At 62.2% G+C, this 13,772-nt stretch carries 13 protein-coding genes, 2 tRNA genes and 1 other RNA gene; 5 read left to right on the top strand and 11 right to left on the bottom strand.

Translation table 11 applies throughout. The features are described from left to right. Positions 1 to 14: 14 nt before the first annotated feature. Genes argB through trmFO form a run of 5 tightly spaced genes read right to left on the bottom strand, consistent with a single transcriptional unit; the run spans position 15 to position 5,138 of the window. Positions 15 to 911: an acetylglutamate kinase gene (argB, locus tag NITMOv2_RS00950; RefSeq protein WP_053378111.1), complete on the bottom strand. Its 897-nt coding sequence runs from the start codon at positions 909 to 911 to the stop codon at positions 15 to 17. Positions 912 to 969: 58 nt separating this feature from the next. Then, positions 970 to 2,367 (bottom strand): ATP-dependent protease ATPase subunit HslU, encoded by a 1,398-nt coding sequence (gene hslU / locus NITMOv2_RS00945; RefSeq protein ID WP_083447647.1) that lies wholly within the window; start codon positions 2,365 to 2,367, stop codon positions 970 to 972. A gap of 7 nt (positions 2,368 to 2,374) precedes the next feature. Further along, on the bottom strand, positions 2,375 to 2,911 hold the full coding sequence (gene hslV / locus NITMOv2_RS00940) for an ATP-dependent protease subunit HslV (RefSeq protein WP_053378110.1): 537 nt from the start codon (positions 2,909 to 2,911) through the stop codon (positions 2,375 to 2,377). Continuing rightward, the gene (gene xerC / locus NITMOv2_RS00935) at positions 2,908 to 3,849 is read right to left on the bottom strand and encodes a tyrosine recombinase XerC (RefSeq protein ID WP_053378109.1); all 942 of its coding nucleotides are present in this window, start codon (positions 3,847 to 3,849) and stop codon (positions 2,908 to 2,910) included. The genes hslV and xerC overlap by 4 nt, the downstream gene beginning before the upstream one ends. After that, positions 3,822 to 5,138, bottom strand: a complete 1,317-nt coding sequence (gene trmFO, locus NITMOv2_RS00930) for a methylenetetrahydrofolate--tRNA-(uracil(54)-C(5))-methyltransferase (FADH(2)-oxidizing) TrmFO (protein WP_053378108.1) — start codon at positions 5,136 to 5,138, stop codon at positions 3,822 to 3,824. Before trmFO ends, xerC begins: the two co-directional genes overlap by 28 nt. 132 nt (positions 5,139 to 5,270) lie before the next feature. Between trmFO and NITMOv2_RS00925 the strand changes: the two genes are divergently transcribed. The 4 genes from NITMOv2_RS00925 to NITMOv2_RS00910 all read left to right on the top strand — a co-directional run bounded on the left by NITMOv2_RS00925 (position 5,271) and on the right by NITMOv2_RS00910 (position 7,982). Next, a tRNA-Val gene (locus tag NITMOv2_RS00925) sits at positions 5,271 to 5,345 on the top strand. Positions 5,346 to 5,500: 155 nt separating this feature from the next. Further along, on the top strand, positions 5,501 to 5,842 hold the full coding sequence (locus NITMOv2_RS00920; RefSeq protein WP_145976122.1) for a hypothetical protein: 342 nt from the start codon (positions 5,501 to 5,503) through the stop codon (positions 5,840 to 5,842). 122 nt (positions 5,843 to 5,964) lie between these two features. After that, a complete protein-coding gene (locus tag NITMOv2_RS00915; RefSeq protein ID WP_053378106.1) occupies positions 5,965 to 7,110 on the top strand; it encodes a tetratricopeptide repeat protein in 1,146 nt (381 codons plus the stop codon). A gap of 110 nt (positions 7,111 to 7,220) precedes the next feature. Next, the gene (locus NITMOv2_RS00910; RefSeq protein WP_053378105.1) at positions 7,221 to 7,982 is read left to right on the top strand and encodes a hypothetical protein; all 762 of its coding nucleotides are present in this window, start codon (positions 7,221 to 7,223) and stop codon (positions 7,980 to 7,982) included. Between the two features lie 15 nt (positions 7,983 to 7,997). On the opposite strand, the gene NITMOv2_RS00905 is transcribed toward NITMOv2_RS00910, so the two are convergent. The 6 genes from NITMOv2_RS00905 to NITMOv2_RS00885 all read right to left on the bottom strand — a co-directional run bounded on the left by NITMOv2_RS00905 (position 7,998) and on the right by NITMOv2_RS00885 (position 11,842). Beyond that, positions 7,998 to 8,450, bottom strand: coding sequence for a TraR/DksA family transcriptional regulator (locus NITMOv2_RS00905; protein WP_083447646.1), 453 nt, complete (start codon positions 8,448 to 8,450; stop codon positions 7,998 to 8,000). An 85-nt stretch (positions 8,451 to 8,535) separates the two neighbouring features. Continuing rightward, on the bottom strand, positions 8,536 to 9,138 hold the full coding sequence (recR, locus tag NITMOv2_RS00900) for a recombination mediator RecR (RefSeq protein WP_053378104.1): 603 nt from the start codon (positions 9,136 to 9,138) through the stop codon (positions 8,536 to 8,538). A 43-nt stretch (positions 9,139 to 9,181) separates the two neighbouring features. Next, complete coding sequence (locus tag NITMOv2_RS00895; protein WP_053378103.1) at positions 9,182 to 9,505, bottom strand: YbaB/EbfC family nucleoid-associated protein; 324 nt, start codon at positions 9,503 to 9,505, stop codon at positions 9,182 to 9,184. After that, positions 9,502 to 11,280 (bottom strand): DNA polymerase III subunit gamma/tau, encoded by a 1,779-nt coding sequence (dnaX, locus tag NITMOv2_RS00890; protein ID WP_053378102.1) that lies wholly within the window; start codon positions 11,278 to 11,280, stop codon positions 9,502 to 9,504. The genes NITMOv2_RS00895 and dnaX overlap by 4 nt, the downstream gene beginning before the upstream one ends. 103 nt (positions 11,281 to 11,383) lie before the next feature. Then, an RNA gene (ffs, locus tag NITMOv2_RS22385) (signal recognition particle sRNA small type) lies at positions 11,384 to 11,483 on the bottom strand. A gap of 269 nt (positions 11,484 to 11,752) precedes the next feature. Continuing rightward, a tRNA-Ser gene (locus NITMOv2_RS00885) sits at positions 11,753 to 11,842 on the bottom strand. Positions 11,843 to 11,996: 154 nt separating this feature from the next. Between NITMOv2_RS00885 and NITMOv2_RS00880 the strand changes: the two genes are divergently transcribed. Next, complete coding sequence (locus tag NITMOv2_RS00880; protein WP_053378101.1) at positions 11,997 to 13,646, top strand: AsmA family protein; 1,650 nt, start codon at positions 11,997 to 11,999, stop codon at positions 13,644 to 13,646. Positions 13,647 to 13,772: the final 126 nt, after the last annotated feature.

The following is a 13,772-nucleotide window of genomic DNA, read 5'->3' as shown; positions in this document are numbered from 1 at the left end:
TCCCGGCGACAGAGCTAGGTCACGATCTCGGTGCCGATGCCTTTATGCGTGAAGATCTCGAGCAGGATCGCGTGGGGGATGCGGCCGTCGATGATGTGGGCCTTGCCGACCCCCCCGGCCAGCGCGTCGAGACAGGCATGCACTTTCGGCAGCATGCCCTCGGTAATCGTGCCTTTCTTCACCATCCGCTGCACGTCTTTGCGCGAGACCGTCGAGAGATGGCGGCCCTTGGCGTCGCGAATGCCCTTGATATCGGTCATCATGACGAGTTTCTCGGCGCGCAAGGCTCCCGCGACCGCTCCCGCCACCAGATCCGCATTGATATTGTAGGTGTTCCCCTCACGGTCCGTGCCGATGGGCGCAATGATGGGGATGTAGTGATCCCCTTGCAGCTTATGCAGCAGGCTCGGGTCCACCTTTTCGATATCGCCCACCAATCCGAAGTCGCCGTCCCCGTCTTCCCCATCCAGATCGCGTTCCAGACTCTCCGCCCACGCCTTGGCCGTGAGCGGCTTGCTCAGGATCAATCCGCCGTCCTTGCCGCTCAATCCCACGGCGCTGCCGCCGTGCCGGTTGATCAGATCCGTGATCTCCATGTTGATCTTGCCGGCGAGCACCATTTCGACGATTTCCATCGTCGCTTCGTCGGTCACCCGGACGCCGTGGCGGAACTTGGCCTCGATGCCGAGCCGGTCCAACATCTTGTCGATCTGCGGCCCGCCTCCATGGATGATGACCGGGTTGATGCCGACGTACTTGAGCAGCACGACATCCTGCGCGAACCGTTCTTTCAGCGAGGCGTCGGTCATCGCATGGCCGCCGTACTTCACGACCACGGTCTTGCCGCGGAACGTCCGGATGTAGGGCAGGGCCTCGATCAGGACGTTCGCTTTTTTGATGAGTCGGTTCATGCGTTTCTCCTCGCTGTCAGCTCTCGGCTGTCAGCAATCAGGCCCACACGCTGATCGCTCAAAGAATGTAGCGGCTCAGATCCTGGTCCTTCACGATGTCTTTCAAACGTTCCCGAACATAGCCGGCGGTGATCTCCATGCGCTTGTCCGGCCACTCCGGCCCTTCGAACGAGATCTGCTCGAGCAGCCGTTCCATGATCGTGAAGAGGCGCCGCGCCCCGATATTCTCCGTCCGGTCGTTCACCTGCACCGCGATGTCGGCGATTTCCTCCACGCCTTCTTTGGAGAAGTCGACCGTCAGCCCCTCGGTCGCCAGCAGCGCCTGATACTGCCGCACCAGGGCGCCCTTCGGCTCCGTGAGGATACGCACAAAATCCTCTTTCGACAAGGGGCTCAGCTCCACGCGGATGGGGAACCGGCCCTGGAGCTCCGGAATGAGGTCCGACGGTTTCGCGACGTGGAACGCGCCGGCGGCGATGAAGAGGATATGGTCGGTGGCCACCGGCCCGTGTTTGGTCGTGACCGTGCACCCTTCAACGATCGGCAGCAGGTCGCGCTGTACGCCTTCACGGGAGACGTCCGGCCCCATGGTCCGTTCCCGCCCGGCGATCTTGTCGATCTCGTCGAGAAAGACGATGCCGGTCTGCTCCACTTTGGTGATCGCTTCGCGCACCACGTCATCCATATCGATCAATTTCTGCGCTTCCTCCTGCGCGAGATGCTTCAACGCTTCCGGCACTTTCATCGGGCGTTTCTTCTTTTTGCCTTGGAACATGCCGCCCAACATGTCGCGCAGATTGCTTTCCAGCTCGTCGAGCCCGCCGACGTTGGAAATCACGCCGACCGGGAGGGTTCGCTCCTTGACCTCCATTTCGACCGTGCGCTCGTCGAGCTTCCCTTCGCGGAGTTGCAAGCGGAGCTTGGACCGGGTGGTGTCAGGGGTATCCGCCGGCGCCTGGGCGGCCGCATCGCCCGCAGTGTCGAAGAAGCCAGGCCTCGGCGGGGGCGGCGGCAAGAGCAGGTCGAGCAGCCGCTCCTCGGCCTGCTGTTCGGCCTTTTGCTGTACGACTTCGAGGCGTTGCGTCTTCACCATGTTGATCGCGAGCTCGGTGAGATCACGGACGATGGACTCCACGTCGCGCCCGACATAGCCCACCTCGGTGAACTTCGACGCCTCGACTTTGATGAAGGGGGCCTGCGCCAGCTTGGCGAGCCGCCGGGCGATTTCCGTTTTACCGACGCCGGTCGGCCCGATCATGATGATGTTCTTCGGCATGACCTCATCGCGCAGATCGGGCGACAGCTGTTGGCGGCGCCAGCGGTTCCGGAGCGCGATCGCGACCATCCGCTTCGCGTCCTTCTGCCCGATCACATACCGATTCAGCTCCTCCACGATCTGGCGCGGTGTCAGGCTGTTGACGTTCAGCTGGCCGATATCTGGCGTACGCGATTCCACGATACGGTTATCCTCGTAATTCCTCGACGATGATCTGTTCGTTCGTATAGATGTCGATGCCGCCGGCAATCTTCATCGACTCGGCGACGATCGTCGCGGCGTCGAGCGCTGAATGATGGAGCAGCGCCCGGGCCGCGGCCAACGCATAGGGGCCGCCAGATCCGATGGCCAAGATCCCGTCTTCCGGCTCCACGACGTCGCCGGTGCCCGAGATGATGAAGGAGTGCTCCCGGCCGGCGACGGCCAGCAGCGCTTCCAGACGCCGCAGCACCCGGTCGGTCCGCCAGTCTTTGGCGAGCTCCACCGCGGCCCTGGTCAAATTCCCGCGATGCTCTTCCAACTTGCTCTCGAATTTCTCGAAGAGCGTGAACGCGTCCGCGGTGGCGCCCGCGAAGCCGGCCAGCACCTGATCGTGATGCAGGCGGCGGAGCTTTTTCGCGTTGTGCTTCATCACCGTGGTGCCGACCGTGACCTGCCCGTCGCACCCCATGGCCACCCGGCCGTCGCGCCGCACACCGAGAATGGTGGTGGACCGAATCCTCATGACGGCGGCTGGTCTTTCTTGGCCCGCGATCCGGCCCCGGTTTTGGCCCTTGGATGGGCGCGGTCATAGACAGCCATGAGTTGATCAGCAGCCAGGTGCGTGTATTTTTGCGTCGTGCTCAGCGAGGCATGGCCCAGCATTTCCTGAATGGACCGCAGATCCGCGCCTTCATCCAATAAATGGGTCGCATACGAATGCCGGAGAGCGTGGGGGCTCACGGCGCCGCCGGCCAGACGGCTGGAGTACTTCGCCACGATCCGCGCCACGCTGCGCGTCGTCAGACGCCCTCCTCGATGATTGAGGAAGAGCGGCGCGGACCGCTCCCGGTGACGCGCGGACGGCTGTAACGACCGGCGATAGTCCTGAATGGCCTGCAGCGCGACATCCCCGATCGGTACCACCCGCTCCTTGCGCCCCTTGCCGCGCAAATGCGCCAGTCCCTCAGCGGCGTCCAGATCGGCCACATTCATCCCGACCGCCTCGCTGACGCGCGCGCCCGTCGAATACAGCGTTTCGAGCACCGCGCGATCCCGTAGGGACAACGGCGACGATCCGGACGGCGACTCCATGAGAGCGCCGGCATCGTCTTTCGTGAGCACCCGGGGAAGGGCTTTCGGCAATTTGGGACTGCGGATGTCCTCGGCAGGATTCCACTGCACGACCCGTGCACGGACGAGGAACCGATAGAAACTCCGCAGACACGCCAACTTTCTCGCGAGCGACGAGGCCTTTTCGCCCTGCCGATCGAGCCAATGCAGATAGCGTCGGAGATCCTGAGCCGTCACGTGATCGGGGTTGAGGGAGTCGCCGGCCGGCCGGCCTTGGTGAAGGAACGAGGCCAGTTGGCGGAGATCGGACCGGTAATTCCGGACGGTTTCCGGCGACGCGTTGCGCTCCACTTGGAGAAAATTCACGAAAGCCCCGATCGCGCCTTCCATGATTCGAAGTCCTCTAAGGCCCGTTCGGCGATCATGCGGCGCTTCTTCTCTTTGTCCCTGGGCGCGGTCGCCAGCGGAGGGAAGAGGCCGAAGTTGGTGTTCATCGGCTGAAAATGGCGCGGGTCCGACAGGGCGATGTGCGCCACCAGACACCCGTGCGCCGTCGTCGGCGGCGGGCTGACCAGCGGCAACCCCGCCAACGCGCGCGCCGCGTTGATGCCGGCGAGCCCGCCCATCGCGGCCGACTCGGTGTAGCCCTCCACGCCCACCAACTGCCCGGCGAAAAACAATGTGCCGCGCGCTTTGAATTGCAGGGTGTTCAGCAGCAGTTGCGGCGAGTTGATGAAGGTGTTGCGATGCAGGCTGCCGTAGCGCAGAAACTCCGCCTGCTCCAAGCCGGGAATCATGCGGAATACGCGCTTCTGCTCCGGGTAGGTCAACTTGGTCTGAAAGCCGACTAAGTTGTAGCAGGTGCGGTGGACGTTCTCGGTCCTCAATTGAACGACGGCGTAGGGCCGGATGCAGGTCCTCGGGTCTTCCAGGCCGACCGGCTTGAGCGGCCCGAACTGCATGGTCTGCCGGCCGCGCTCGGCCATCACTTCGATCGGAATGCAGGCCTCGAAGTACGGCGTTTTTTCGAATTCCTTCGGCCGCACCTTTTCGGCCGCCATGAGTGCATCGTAAAACCGATTGTACTGCTCCTCGGTCATCGGACAATTCAGATAATCGTCGCCGCCCTTGTCGTAGCGGGAGGCGCGGAAGGCGATATCCATGTTGATCGAATCCGCGTCGACGATCGGCGAGATCGCGTCAAAGAAGTAGAGATGCTGGGACTGCGTAACCTGGCGGATGGCGTCCGACAGCTTCTCGGACGTCAAAGGACCGGTCGCGATGATGCACAGGCAGTCCCTCGGGATCCCGGCGATTTCTTCGCGCACAATCCGGATATTCGGATGGCTTTCGAGCGCGCGTGTGACGGCCAGCGAAAATTGATCCCGATCCACGGCCAGCGCCGATCCGGCGGGAACCCGCGCCTGCTCCGCGGAGGCGATAATCAAGGACCCCAGGCGGCGCATTTCCTCTTTCAGAATTCCCGGCGCGTTGTGCGGGTCCCTAGATCCCAACGAATTGGAGCAGACCAGCTCGGCCAAGCCGCCCGTCTTATGGGCCTGCGTCATCTCTTTGGGACGCATCTCATAGAGTGTCACCTTCGCGCCCCGGTTGGCGGCCTGCCAGGCCGCTTCCGAGCCGGCCAGACCACCGCCCACGATGACCACGTCATCTCTCATAGACCCGTGCTCCTTGCGGGGAAAAATAGAAGGGCTCATTCTAGAAACCGTGTTTTGGGGAAGTCAAGGCAGAGGCGGGCGGGAGGTCCGTGTTGCTCCGTTTCGCAACGCCGTGCTAGACTCCGCTGGCGTGGGCGATTAGCTCAGTGGTAGAGCGCTTCCTTCACACGGAAGAGGCCACAGGTTCGATACCTGTATCGCCCACCACCCCCCCTCCAGCGGCGGCCCTTCAAACCGATTTCCTTAAGGCAGGTGAAACCCTCCGGTTTCTGGACAGATGTTCGGATGTCGGCTACACTTCCCCTGTATTTGTCTTGAAGGAACGCCGGCGTAACGGTGGACCACAACAAGCGAGGTTCGGTATGAGAGTAACGTCGTACGCATTGGCTGTCGTCATCATGGCTGTTCTGGCTTCGGGCTGCGGGACAACTTCCCAGCAAGGCGCGTATCCGGATGACCGCGAATATACCCCCCCGACCAGCATTTATAACGTGATGGACAGCACGGCGCTGGTCTATTCCGATCCGGCTGCGGCCTCGCCGGTCTACGACAATCCCTTTCGCTGGCTCGGTTTTCTTCTCCACCCGATCGGACATGCGTTCGACTACGCGATTAACCGGCCGCTCTACACACTCGCCGGCACGTTCCCCTATCTGTTCGGCTACACCCCTGAAGACGCGATGGTCGATCAGCAACGCCGGTAAGCCCGTGTGATCTTCTGCAAGGCCCGCTGTCTCCTCGTGAAGCGGGCCTTCGTGTTTCTCCCTTCGCATTGCCCCCATCAAATCGTGTATGGTTTGAAAATCCCCCGTCGTCCTACGCCCATATGAGCCGTGCGTTTGCGAATCTCGCCTCCTCGTGCCGCGCCATGCTGGCGCTCGCGCTGCTCTCCGGATGCGGCACCGCATCCGTGCGGCCCGATTTGCCGCCGTCGGAAAGCGACCTGACGCTGTTAAAATCGGCCCTGTGCGAGCGCACGGCAGACTTCCATGCCAAACTCCCCGCGGCTCCGAAAGCGGGACGCGCGTGGGGAAGCGGGCAGGAAATTCGTATCCAGCAAGCCCAGAGCGCCTCCCATGCCGACGAGTCCTATTTCTTCGATGAAGACGGCCGCTTGGTCGGGGCCCTCTTCACGTTCCCGCAGGGTCTGGATCTGACGCCTTATCCCGTGCTGCGGCGCACCCTCTCGCAACTCAAGCCTTCGCTCGAGTTTTATCTGACGGTGGCGCAACTGGCGACCAAAGCCAACATGGACACCAGCGCGTTGTTCGAAACCGGCGACGAAAAAAGCACCACGCAATATTTGGTCACCGGGTCGCGGGAACGGCCGATCTTGCTCGCGGCCTCTTTCACGATCGACCCGTATGTCCGGCTTTTCTCGCCGTATCGCCGAGAATTTTTGGATCGCTTGCGGAATCCGTCCGGCGGCGCGGGCGGCCGGACGGTCGAGAGTCAGGGCAGCGAAGACAGGGAGCCGTTCGTCTCGCTGCAGCAATTCGCGCGCGGACAAGCGGCGCAACTGGCTTATTGCGGCGACAAGAACTACGACATCGCCGCCGACGCCTATCAGAAAGCGATCGCCGGCGGCTTTACCAACAAAGTGTGGCTGGCGGAGGCGCACCATAAGCTCGGACTGGCGTGGGAAGCGAAAGGTGAGCTCGAGAAGGCGAAGGCGGAAATGCTTCAGTCCTTGGCGATCAGGCCGAATATTCCCGAGGTGTTGAACAATCTCGGGACCGTCCATGAGAAGATGGGCGACAAGGCGGCCGCGTTGGGCCTCTTCGAACGGGCCGTCACCCTGCGGCCCAACTATGCCGTCGCCCGCTATAATCTCGCCGAAGCCTACGAGCCGACTAATCCCAAACGCGCCCTCGCCGAATACGAGACATTCCTCGCGCTGGTGGAAGGCAATCCCGACGAAGAGGCGCGAGCCGCCCATGTCCGCGAGCGCATCAAACTCCTGAAGCGTTGATGTTTCCCTCGCCGTTTCCCGCTTGCACACAAACACATTTCCTTAGGCCATTCAGCTTCCCCTCTGATAGCTTGCTATTTGTCTTGCTAACCATAGAAGAGGGAGGAGTTATGCGCCGCGCGTTGATCTGTGCCCCGTTGCTTGCCGCATTGCTGACCGCCCTGCCCTTGAACGAAGCGCAAGCCGAGCGTAAGTGGGAGTTTTCGTTCGGAGCGTTCGGTGGGCGGGCTTATCACGCCAATACTACGGCGAGATTCAATTACGCCATCACGCCGGCGGGGTTCGAACCGGTCGACGCGAAAGCGATCGGCCTCAACTTCGATAACTCTGACTCCTTTGGCGCCAAGCTCACTGCCTGGTACTTACCCAGACGGCTTAGTTGGCAGCCCCAGATCGGCGTCGAACTGGACTGGACCAGTTTTACGGCTGACCTCCAACCTCAGACTGTTCCGGGGGAGGGCGTAGGCAAAATGAGCGGGTTGCCGCTCGGCGCGATGACGTTCGGGAGTACCAGTGAGTTTGCAGTGAACCAACTGGCCGTGAATTTGCTCTTCCGCTATCCCATATGGGCCACAACGGACATGCCGCAAGGGCGATGGTATCCCTATGTAGGGATAGGGGGAGGCGTCCAACGGGCACGTTTAACCGAGTCGAGCACAGGGCACCGAGAAACAAGCTATTCGCCGGCTTTTCAAGGTCTTGTCGGTGCTAAAATCTTTCTGGTCAAAAACCTGGCGGTCTTCGGCGAGTTCAAATGGACGCAGGCATGGCATTCATTTAATTTTGCCGGACTCGGCCTTCCCTCGGATTACAAGGAGCGCTATACCATCGCCACCGGACATGTGGTGGGCGGCGTGGCTCTGCACTTTTGAAGGCCCGCCAGCAAATTACCGACGGGCTCGTTCTTCCTGCTCTTGGAGAGTCTTGCACTCGATGCAGAGGGTCGTGACAGGACGGGCCTTGAGGCGTTTGTACGGGATCTCGCCGCCGCAGCGCTCGCAGATGCCATAGGTGTTGGATTTCATCCGCTCCAGGGCTTCTTCGATCTTCTTGAGCAACTTTTGCTCGCGCTCGCGGATCCGCATCGAGAAATTCTGGTCCATTTCGGCCGACGCCTGATCGCTCACGTCGGGGAACGCCTCCTGGCCGGATCGCTTCGTCAGCGCATCGCCCACCTCATCGAGGATGGCCGCCCGCTGACGCTCGAGATCCCGGCGGATATCGGGATATTTGGCTTTCTTGCCGGCCGACTGCTTCGCGTTGGTTCGGGTAACGGAAAGCGGAGTGGAGGGCTTCGTCGAAGCGGCCCGTTTGGACGACGCACGTGCCTTTGTTGCCATAGTCGACGACGGAGTGAATGCCGAACGAGGCGCGACTATAACAGGACGCGGAAGAGAGGGTCAACGGGAGGAGAAGCCGGGCCGGTTACAAATCCCGCCGGCCTTCGATCGATTTCAGGAGCGTCACTTCGTCCGCATACTCGATATCCATCCCGACAGGGATGCCATAGGCGATGCGGCTGACGCGTATGCCGAACGGCTTGAGCTGCCGGGTCAGGTAAATCGCGGTCGCTTCGCCCTCGATCGTCGGATTCGTGGCGAGAATCACCTCCTCCACGCCGCCCGCTTTCACGCGCTCGACCAGTTCTTCGGCCCGAATGTCGCCCGGACCGACGCCGTCAAGCGGCGACAGCGCGCCGAGCAGCACATGATAGAGGCCGCGGTACGCGCCGGCCCGCTCCACCGCGTAGAGCGTGCTGGGTTCCTCGACGACCAGAATCTTGGTCCGGTCCCGTTTGGGGTCCAGGCAAAATTCGCAGAGCTCCCCCTCGGCGATGTTGCGGCATTGCCGGCAGAAGGCGAGGCCGTCCTTCACCGCCCGGATCGCATCGGCGAGGCGCAAAGCGTCCTCCCGTTCGGCCTTCAAGAGATGAAAGGCCAGCCGCTGCGCGCTTTTTTGCCCGACGCCCGGAAGGCGAACCAGTTCTTTAACCAGTCGGGCCAGCAATCCCTGTTGATCGACCGCCATATGTCAGTAACTGCGAATCCCCGGGAGGCTCATGGCTCGACGGCTACATCAACCCGGGAATCTTCAGGCCGCCGGTGAGCGCCTTCATCTCCCCTTCCATCAACTCCTTGGCTTTGCGCAGCGCGTCGTTCGTCGCCGCCGCCACCAGATCTTGCAGCATCTCCACATCGCCGCTTTTGACGACTTCCGGATCGATCGCCACGCCGACAATCTGCATGGCGCCGTTCGCCGTCACCGTGACGATGCCGCCTCCCGCCGTGCCGCTGGCGGTCTTGGAAGCCGCCTGTTCCTGGATCTTGGCCATCTGCTCCTGCATGGCCTGCGCTTGCTTCAGAATGTTGCTCATATTGCCGAAGGGATTTTTCATTCCGCCTCCTTCTGGGGCACGGTTCGGACGTCGGCCAACTCCGCGCCGAACATTTCGAGGGCCTGCTTCACCACCGGATTCGACCGCACGCGGTCGAACAGCACAAGCCGCTGGTCCTGTTCCTTGGCGGCCCGGATCTGCGCCATCGTCGGCCCCGCAGAATCCGTGTCCGAGAGCTCGACGACTCGGACCCGCATCGAATGCCCCGTCTGTCGTTCACAGAGCTTGGCCAACGTCTTCAGATTGTCCTCTTTCTCCAACATGGCCCGCGCCGACGTCACTTGCTTCGCAAACCCGATCGTCACCACCCCGCCTTCGAGGCCGACGAATCGACCGGCTTCGAGGAACGGAGCGATATTCGGGTAGGCCGCGGCCACTTCTTCCTGCACCGACTCCCAATCCAACGTCGGCGCAGCGATCGTGGCGGTACCGGCCGGCACAGACGCCGGCGGTGCCACGGCACCCGCTGCCGACTTCGGAGTCTCGGGCGGCTTCGAAACCGCCTTCTGGCCAGCCGCAGGGGCGGCGGGCGAGACGGTCTTGGAAACCGGCGGCGTTGTAGGTCGTGGAGTGGGGGTCAGCGCGGCCTCCGTTTTGACCGGCTCGCCCTTCGCAGGAGTCTTTTGAGCAGGAGGGGGCGAGGCTGCTTGAGCAGCAGGTCGCACGGATGCATCGGGCGTTTGCGACACCCGCGTGGCGCGCACGGCCGCCGCTTCTAGCACGAAGCGAGGATGGGCGCTCAAGCGCAGGGCATCTTCCGCCTGGGCGAAGATGGTCAACAGATCCTGAAAGCGCTCGGGGGGCAGGGCCGTGGCTTCAGCGGCGAGTTGTCGCAGATCCTCTTCCGAAGTTTCGACCAAGCCGCCCAGATCGGCGGCGGGCACGACGGACGCGACCAACAGATTGCGCAGGTGCTCGACGATCTCTGCACAGAACGCCTTCAGATCGTGACCTTGATCCAACACCTTCGCCAGCACGGCCAAGGCGGCGGGACTGTCCTGCGCCAGAATGGCGCGTATCATCCCGCCTACCAACTCGAGCGGAACGGCTCCCAGCAACACTTCGAGATCGGCATGGCCGACGGTCTTGCCTCCGAATGCCACGGCCTGATCGAGCAAACTCAACGCATCGCGCATGCTGCCTTCGCTGGCCCGAGCCAGCGCCGTCAAGCTGCGGGGCTCGATGGTCAAGCCGTCCTGATCGGCGACGTGGCGCAGACGCTCGATAATCTCCGCGCGGGCGATCCGGCGGAAGTTGTAGTGTTGGCACCGGGAGAGGATGGTGGCCGGGATCTTGTGGATTTCGGTCGTCGCGAAGATGAAGACCACGTGCGGCGGCGGCTCTTCCAAGGTCTTCAAGAGGGCGTTGAAGGCCGAGTTGGACAACATGTGCACTTCATCGATGATGTAGACGCGGTACTGCCCGCGAAAGGGAGTGAACTTGACGTTTTCGCGGATCTCCCGGACGTCGTCCACGCTGGTGTTCGACGCGCCGTCGATTTCGATGACATCGACCGAGTTGCCCTGGGTGATCTCTTGGCAGTTCACGCACATGTTGCAGGGACGGCCGGTCGGGCCCTGTTCGCAGTTCAGCGCCTTCGCCAGAATGCGCGCCACGGTCGTCTTGCCGACGCCGCGCGTGCCTGAAAAGAGATAAGCATGGGCGATCCGCTTGGTATCGACCGCGTTCATCAATGTCTGGACGACGTGGGGCTGGCCGATGACGTCGACGAACGTGCCGGGCCGGTATTTGCGGGCGGAAACTTGGTAGTCCATAAAAACAGTGATGCGTGATGAGTGAAGATTACAGAAGTTCTAGGCGTATCCGCCCGCATTCGCTCATCACTCGTCACCCATCACTCGTCACTTCTTTTGCAAGTGGGGCCAGGTGATCCTGCGGCACACAAAACGTTCTGCTTACCGTTGCTTCCTTCCGGACCTGGCGGGGTTCACAGGGTTCTGTTGCACAGGGCCCAGCCCCTAAAACACTTACGGTGCTTTATCCGCTCGCCAAGAACATTACAAGGGCTCGCGGTCGCGCACGCTTGGTTTGGCGGAGAGGGTGGGAATTCGACGTCGCGCTGTTCGCGCTCCTACAGAGGGGGCCAGCCCCCTCGTACGCTCCCCACGCGGGGGATATTTCCCCCGCGGGCCCCCTGTTCGAATCCCACCCTCTCTTCGAAACCGCCTGCGTTTACCGTTTAGCTTTTTCCTTTTGCCTGGCTCGCCGACACGAGCGAGCGCTGTTTGGCGGAGAGGGTGGGATTCGAACCCACGGTCCCGTTGCCGGGACGCATGCTTTCCAAGCATGTCGATTCGTCCACTCTCGCACCTCTCCGCGTCGATCGTCAGAAGAAAAGGCATCTTAGCACGCCGGATTTTGGAGCGGCAAGGCGACGGACGCAGAGTGCGCGCGGACTGGACCGGCTCCTCCAGCGGTTGACCCTCTCTCGGCTCGTTCCTATACTGACCGCCACTAAGGGAGGTGCCGAATGAAGATCGTGATCGGACTCGTCGTTGTTCTCGTGCTGATCCTCGGCGCGATCCTGGCGCTGCCCTTCCTGATCGATCTGAGCCGGTATCAAGACCGGTACAAGCCGGCGATTGAAGCGGCGCTCAACCGTAAGATTGACATTGGAGAGATCCGCCTGACGATCTGGCCGCGCATCGGCGCCCGCGTCGGCCGATTCACCGTATTGGACGATCCGGCCTTCGGGTCCGGCCCGTTTGCTTCTCTCGCGTCACTGCATGTCGGCGTCCAACTGCTGCCGCTGCTGAGCGGCCGGGTGGAGGTGGAAGAGATCACCCTCCGCGAACCGGTCATTACGGTGGTAAAAAACCAGCGCGGTGTATTGAACATCGCCACCATCGGGCGGCCCGGCGTCCCGGCGCCCGAGACTCCCTCGCGCGCTCCCATCCCGTCGACTGAAGGCCCGTTGAGAATCCTCGGCTTGTTGGCGGTGGATCGTGTTTCCATTGATGGCGGGACACTGACTTATCGCGATCTCTCGACCCCGAAGCAAACCGAGTACGTCCTGCAGGACGTGGATGCGTTGCTGACTTCTGTTCGGCTCGGCCAGACGCCGACGCTGCATCTCGACACGCTGGTGCAGCCGTTGAACACGCCCGTGACACTGGACGGCCATTTCGGCCCGCTCAAAGAGACGACCGATCTCGACGCCATCGATCTTAGCTTGGCGGTGGGAAAGACGACATTCGCCATCACAGGGAAGACGGCGGGGCGCAATGCCAGTATCAGTATTAGCTCGGCGGACATCAATACCGCCGAGCTGCCGATTGCACTGCCGTTGCAGAAGCCGGTCTCAGTGAAGGACCTGCACGTCGCCGCGGAAGCTCGGGGCCAGGATGTGTTGCTGCAGGGGCTCTCCTTCCGGCTTTTCGACGGGCAGGTCACGGCCAAGGGTAAGCTCACGAGCGGAGCCGACGCGCCGCCCTTCGAGGCTACGGCGGCGGTCCAGGGGCTGCAATTGGGTCCTGCCTTGGATGCCGTCGCCGCGACACAGGTTTCGCTCACCGGCACGGCCGGAGCCGACCTGGCGTTGCGCGGCCGCGGCTTCACTATGCCGGACCTGACCAAAGCCTTGGAGGGGACAGGACGGATCGCCGTCAAGGACGGCAAGATTGAAGGCGTGAATTTGCTGCAGGAAGCCGTCGCGATCCTCAAGATCGCCGGCATCGCCATCGACAATCCAAAAGCAACGGCCTTTTCGACGATCGAAACCGATCTGACCGTCAAGCAAGGCCTTGTCATCGTGGAGCGCCTGCTGATGGACAGTCACGACTTTCAAGCGACCGGCGGCGGCACGATCGGATTTGATCAACGGTTGAATCTGGCCCTCAACCTTCACCTCTCGCAGGAGCTGAGTCAACAACTGGCCGGCGCCTCTCCGGTGATCAAGCTGGCGATGAAAGAGGGGCGGGTCACGCTGCCCCTCACCGTGACGGGAACGGTCCAAGCGCCTTCCTACGGGCTCGACATGAAGAGCATGACCGGCAAGGTGCAGGAACAGGTCCAGAAGAAGGTCGAGGAAGCCGTCGGCGGGCTGCTGAAAGGCACCACGAAACCGGAAGACTTGAAGCAGCAGGGGAAAGAACTGCTCAAAGGCCTCTTCGGCCGATAGGGTGCCGGCGCCTCCGCCGCTTCTAGGCATGACTCAGCCGGAGTGGCCGTGCATCAGTCCCGGGAATCCCTGCTCGGTGATCCGCCCGTCTGTCCCGACGCTCCGTTCCGATCAACGTGTGCCTGG

The organism is Nitrospira moscoviensis, assembly GCF_001273775.1.
In the GTDB taxonomy this organism is placed as follows: Bacteria; Nitrospirota; Nitrospiria; order Nitrospirales; family Nitrospiraceae; genus Nitrospira_D; species Nitrospira_D moscoviensis.
Note: the sequence above shows the minus strand (reverse complement) of the source record. Positions and strands in the feature narration are given on the sequence as shown.

Coding starts and splice junctions, on each gene's coding strand:
- argB (WP_053378111.1), bottom strand. CDS start 911: ATGAACCGACTCATCAAAAAAGCGAACGTCCTGATCGAGGCCCTGCCC.
- hslV (WP_053378110.1), bottom strand. CDS start 2,911: ATGAGGATTCGGTCCACCACCATTCTCGGTGTGCGGCGCGACGGCCGG.
- xerC (WP_053378109.1), bottom strand. CDS start 3,849: ATGGAAGGCGCGATCGGGGCTTTCGTGAATTTTCTCCAAGTGGAGCGC.
- trmFO (WP_053378108.1), bottom strand. CDS start 5,138: ATGAGAGATGACGTGGTCATCGTGGGCGGTGGTCTGGCCGGCTCGGAA.
- NITMOv2_RS00920 (WP_145976122.1), top strand. CDS start 5,501: ATGAGAGTAACGTCGTACGCATTGGCTGTCGTCATCATGGCTGTTCTG.
- NITMOv2_RS00915 (WP_053378106.1), top strand. CDS start 5,965: ATGAGCCGTGCGTTTGCGAATCTCGCCTCCTCGTGCCGCGCCATGCTG.
- NITMOv2_RS00910 (WP_053378105.1), top strand. CDS start 7,221: ATGCGCCGCGCGTTGATCTGTGCCCCGTTGCTTGCCGCATTGCTGACC.
- NITMOv2_RS00905 (WP_083447646.1), bottom strand. CDS start 8,450: ATGGCAACAAAGGCACGTGCGTCGTCCAAACGGGCCGCTTCGACGAAG.
- recR (WP_053378104.1), bottom strand. CDS start 9,138: ATGGCGGTCGATCAACAGGGATTGCTGGCCCGACTGGTTAAAGAACTG.
- NITMOv2_RS00895 (WP_053378103.1), bottom strand. CDS start 9,505: ATGAAAAATCCCTTCGGCAATATGAGCAACATTCTGAAGCAAGCGCAG.
- dnaX (WP_053378102.1), bottom strand. CDS start 11,280: ATGGACTACCAAGTTTCCGCCCGCAAATACCGGCCCGGCACGTTCGTC.
- NITMOv2_RS00880 (WP_053378101.1), top strand. CDS start 11,997: ATGAAGATCGTGATCGGACTCGTCGTTGTTCTCGTGCTGATCCTCGGC.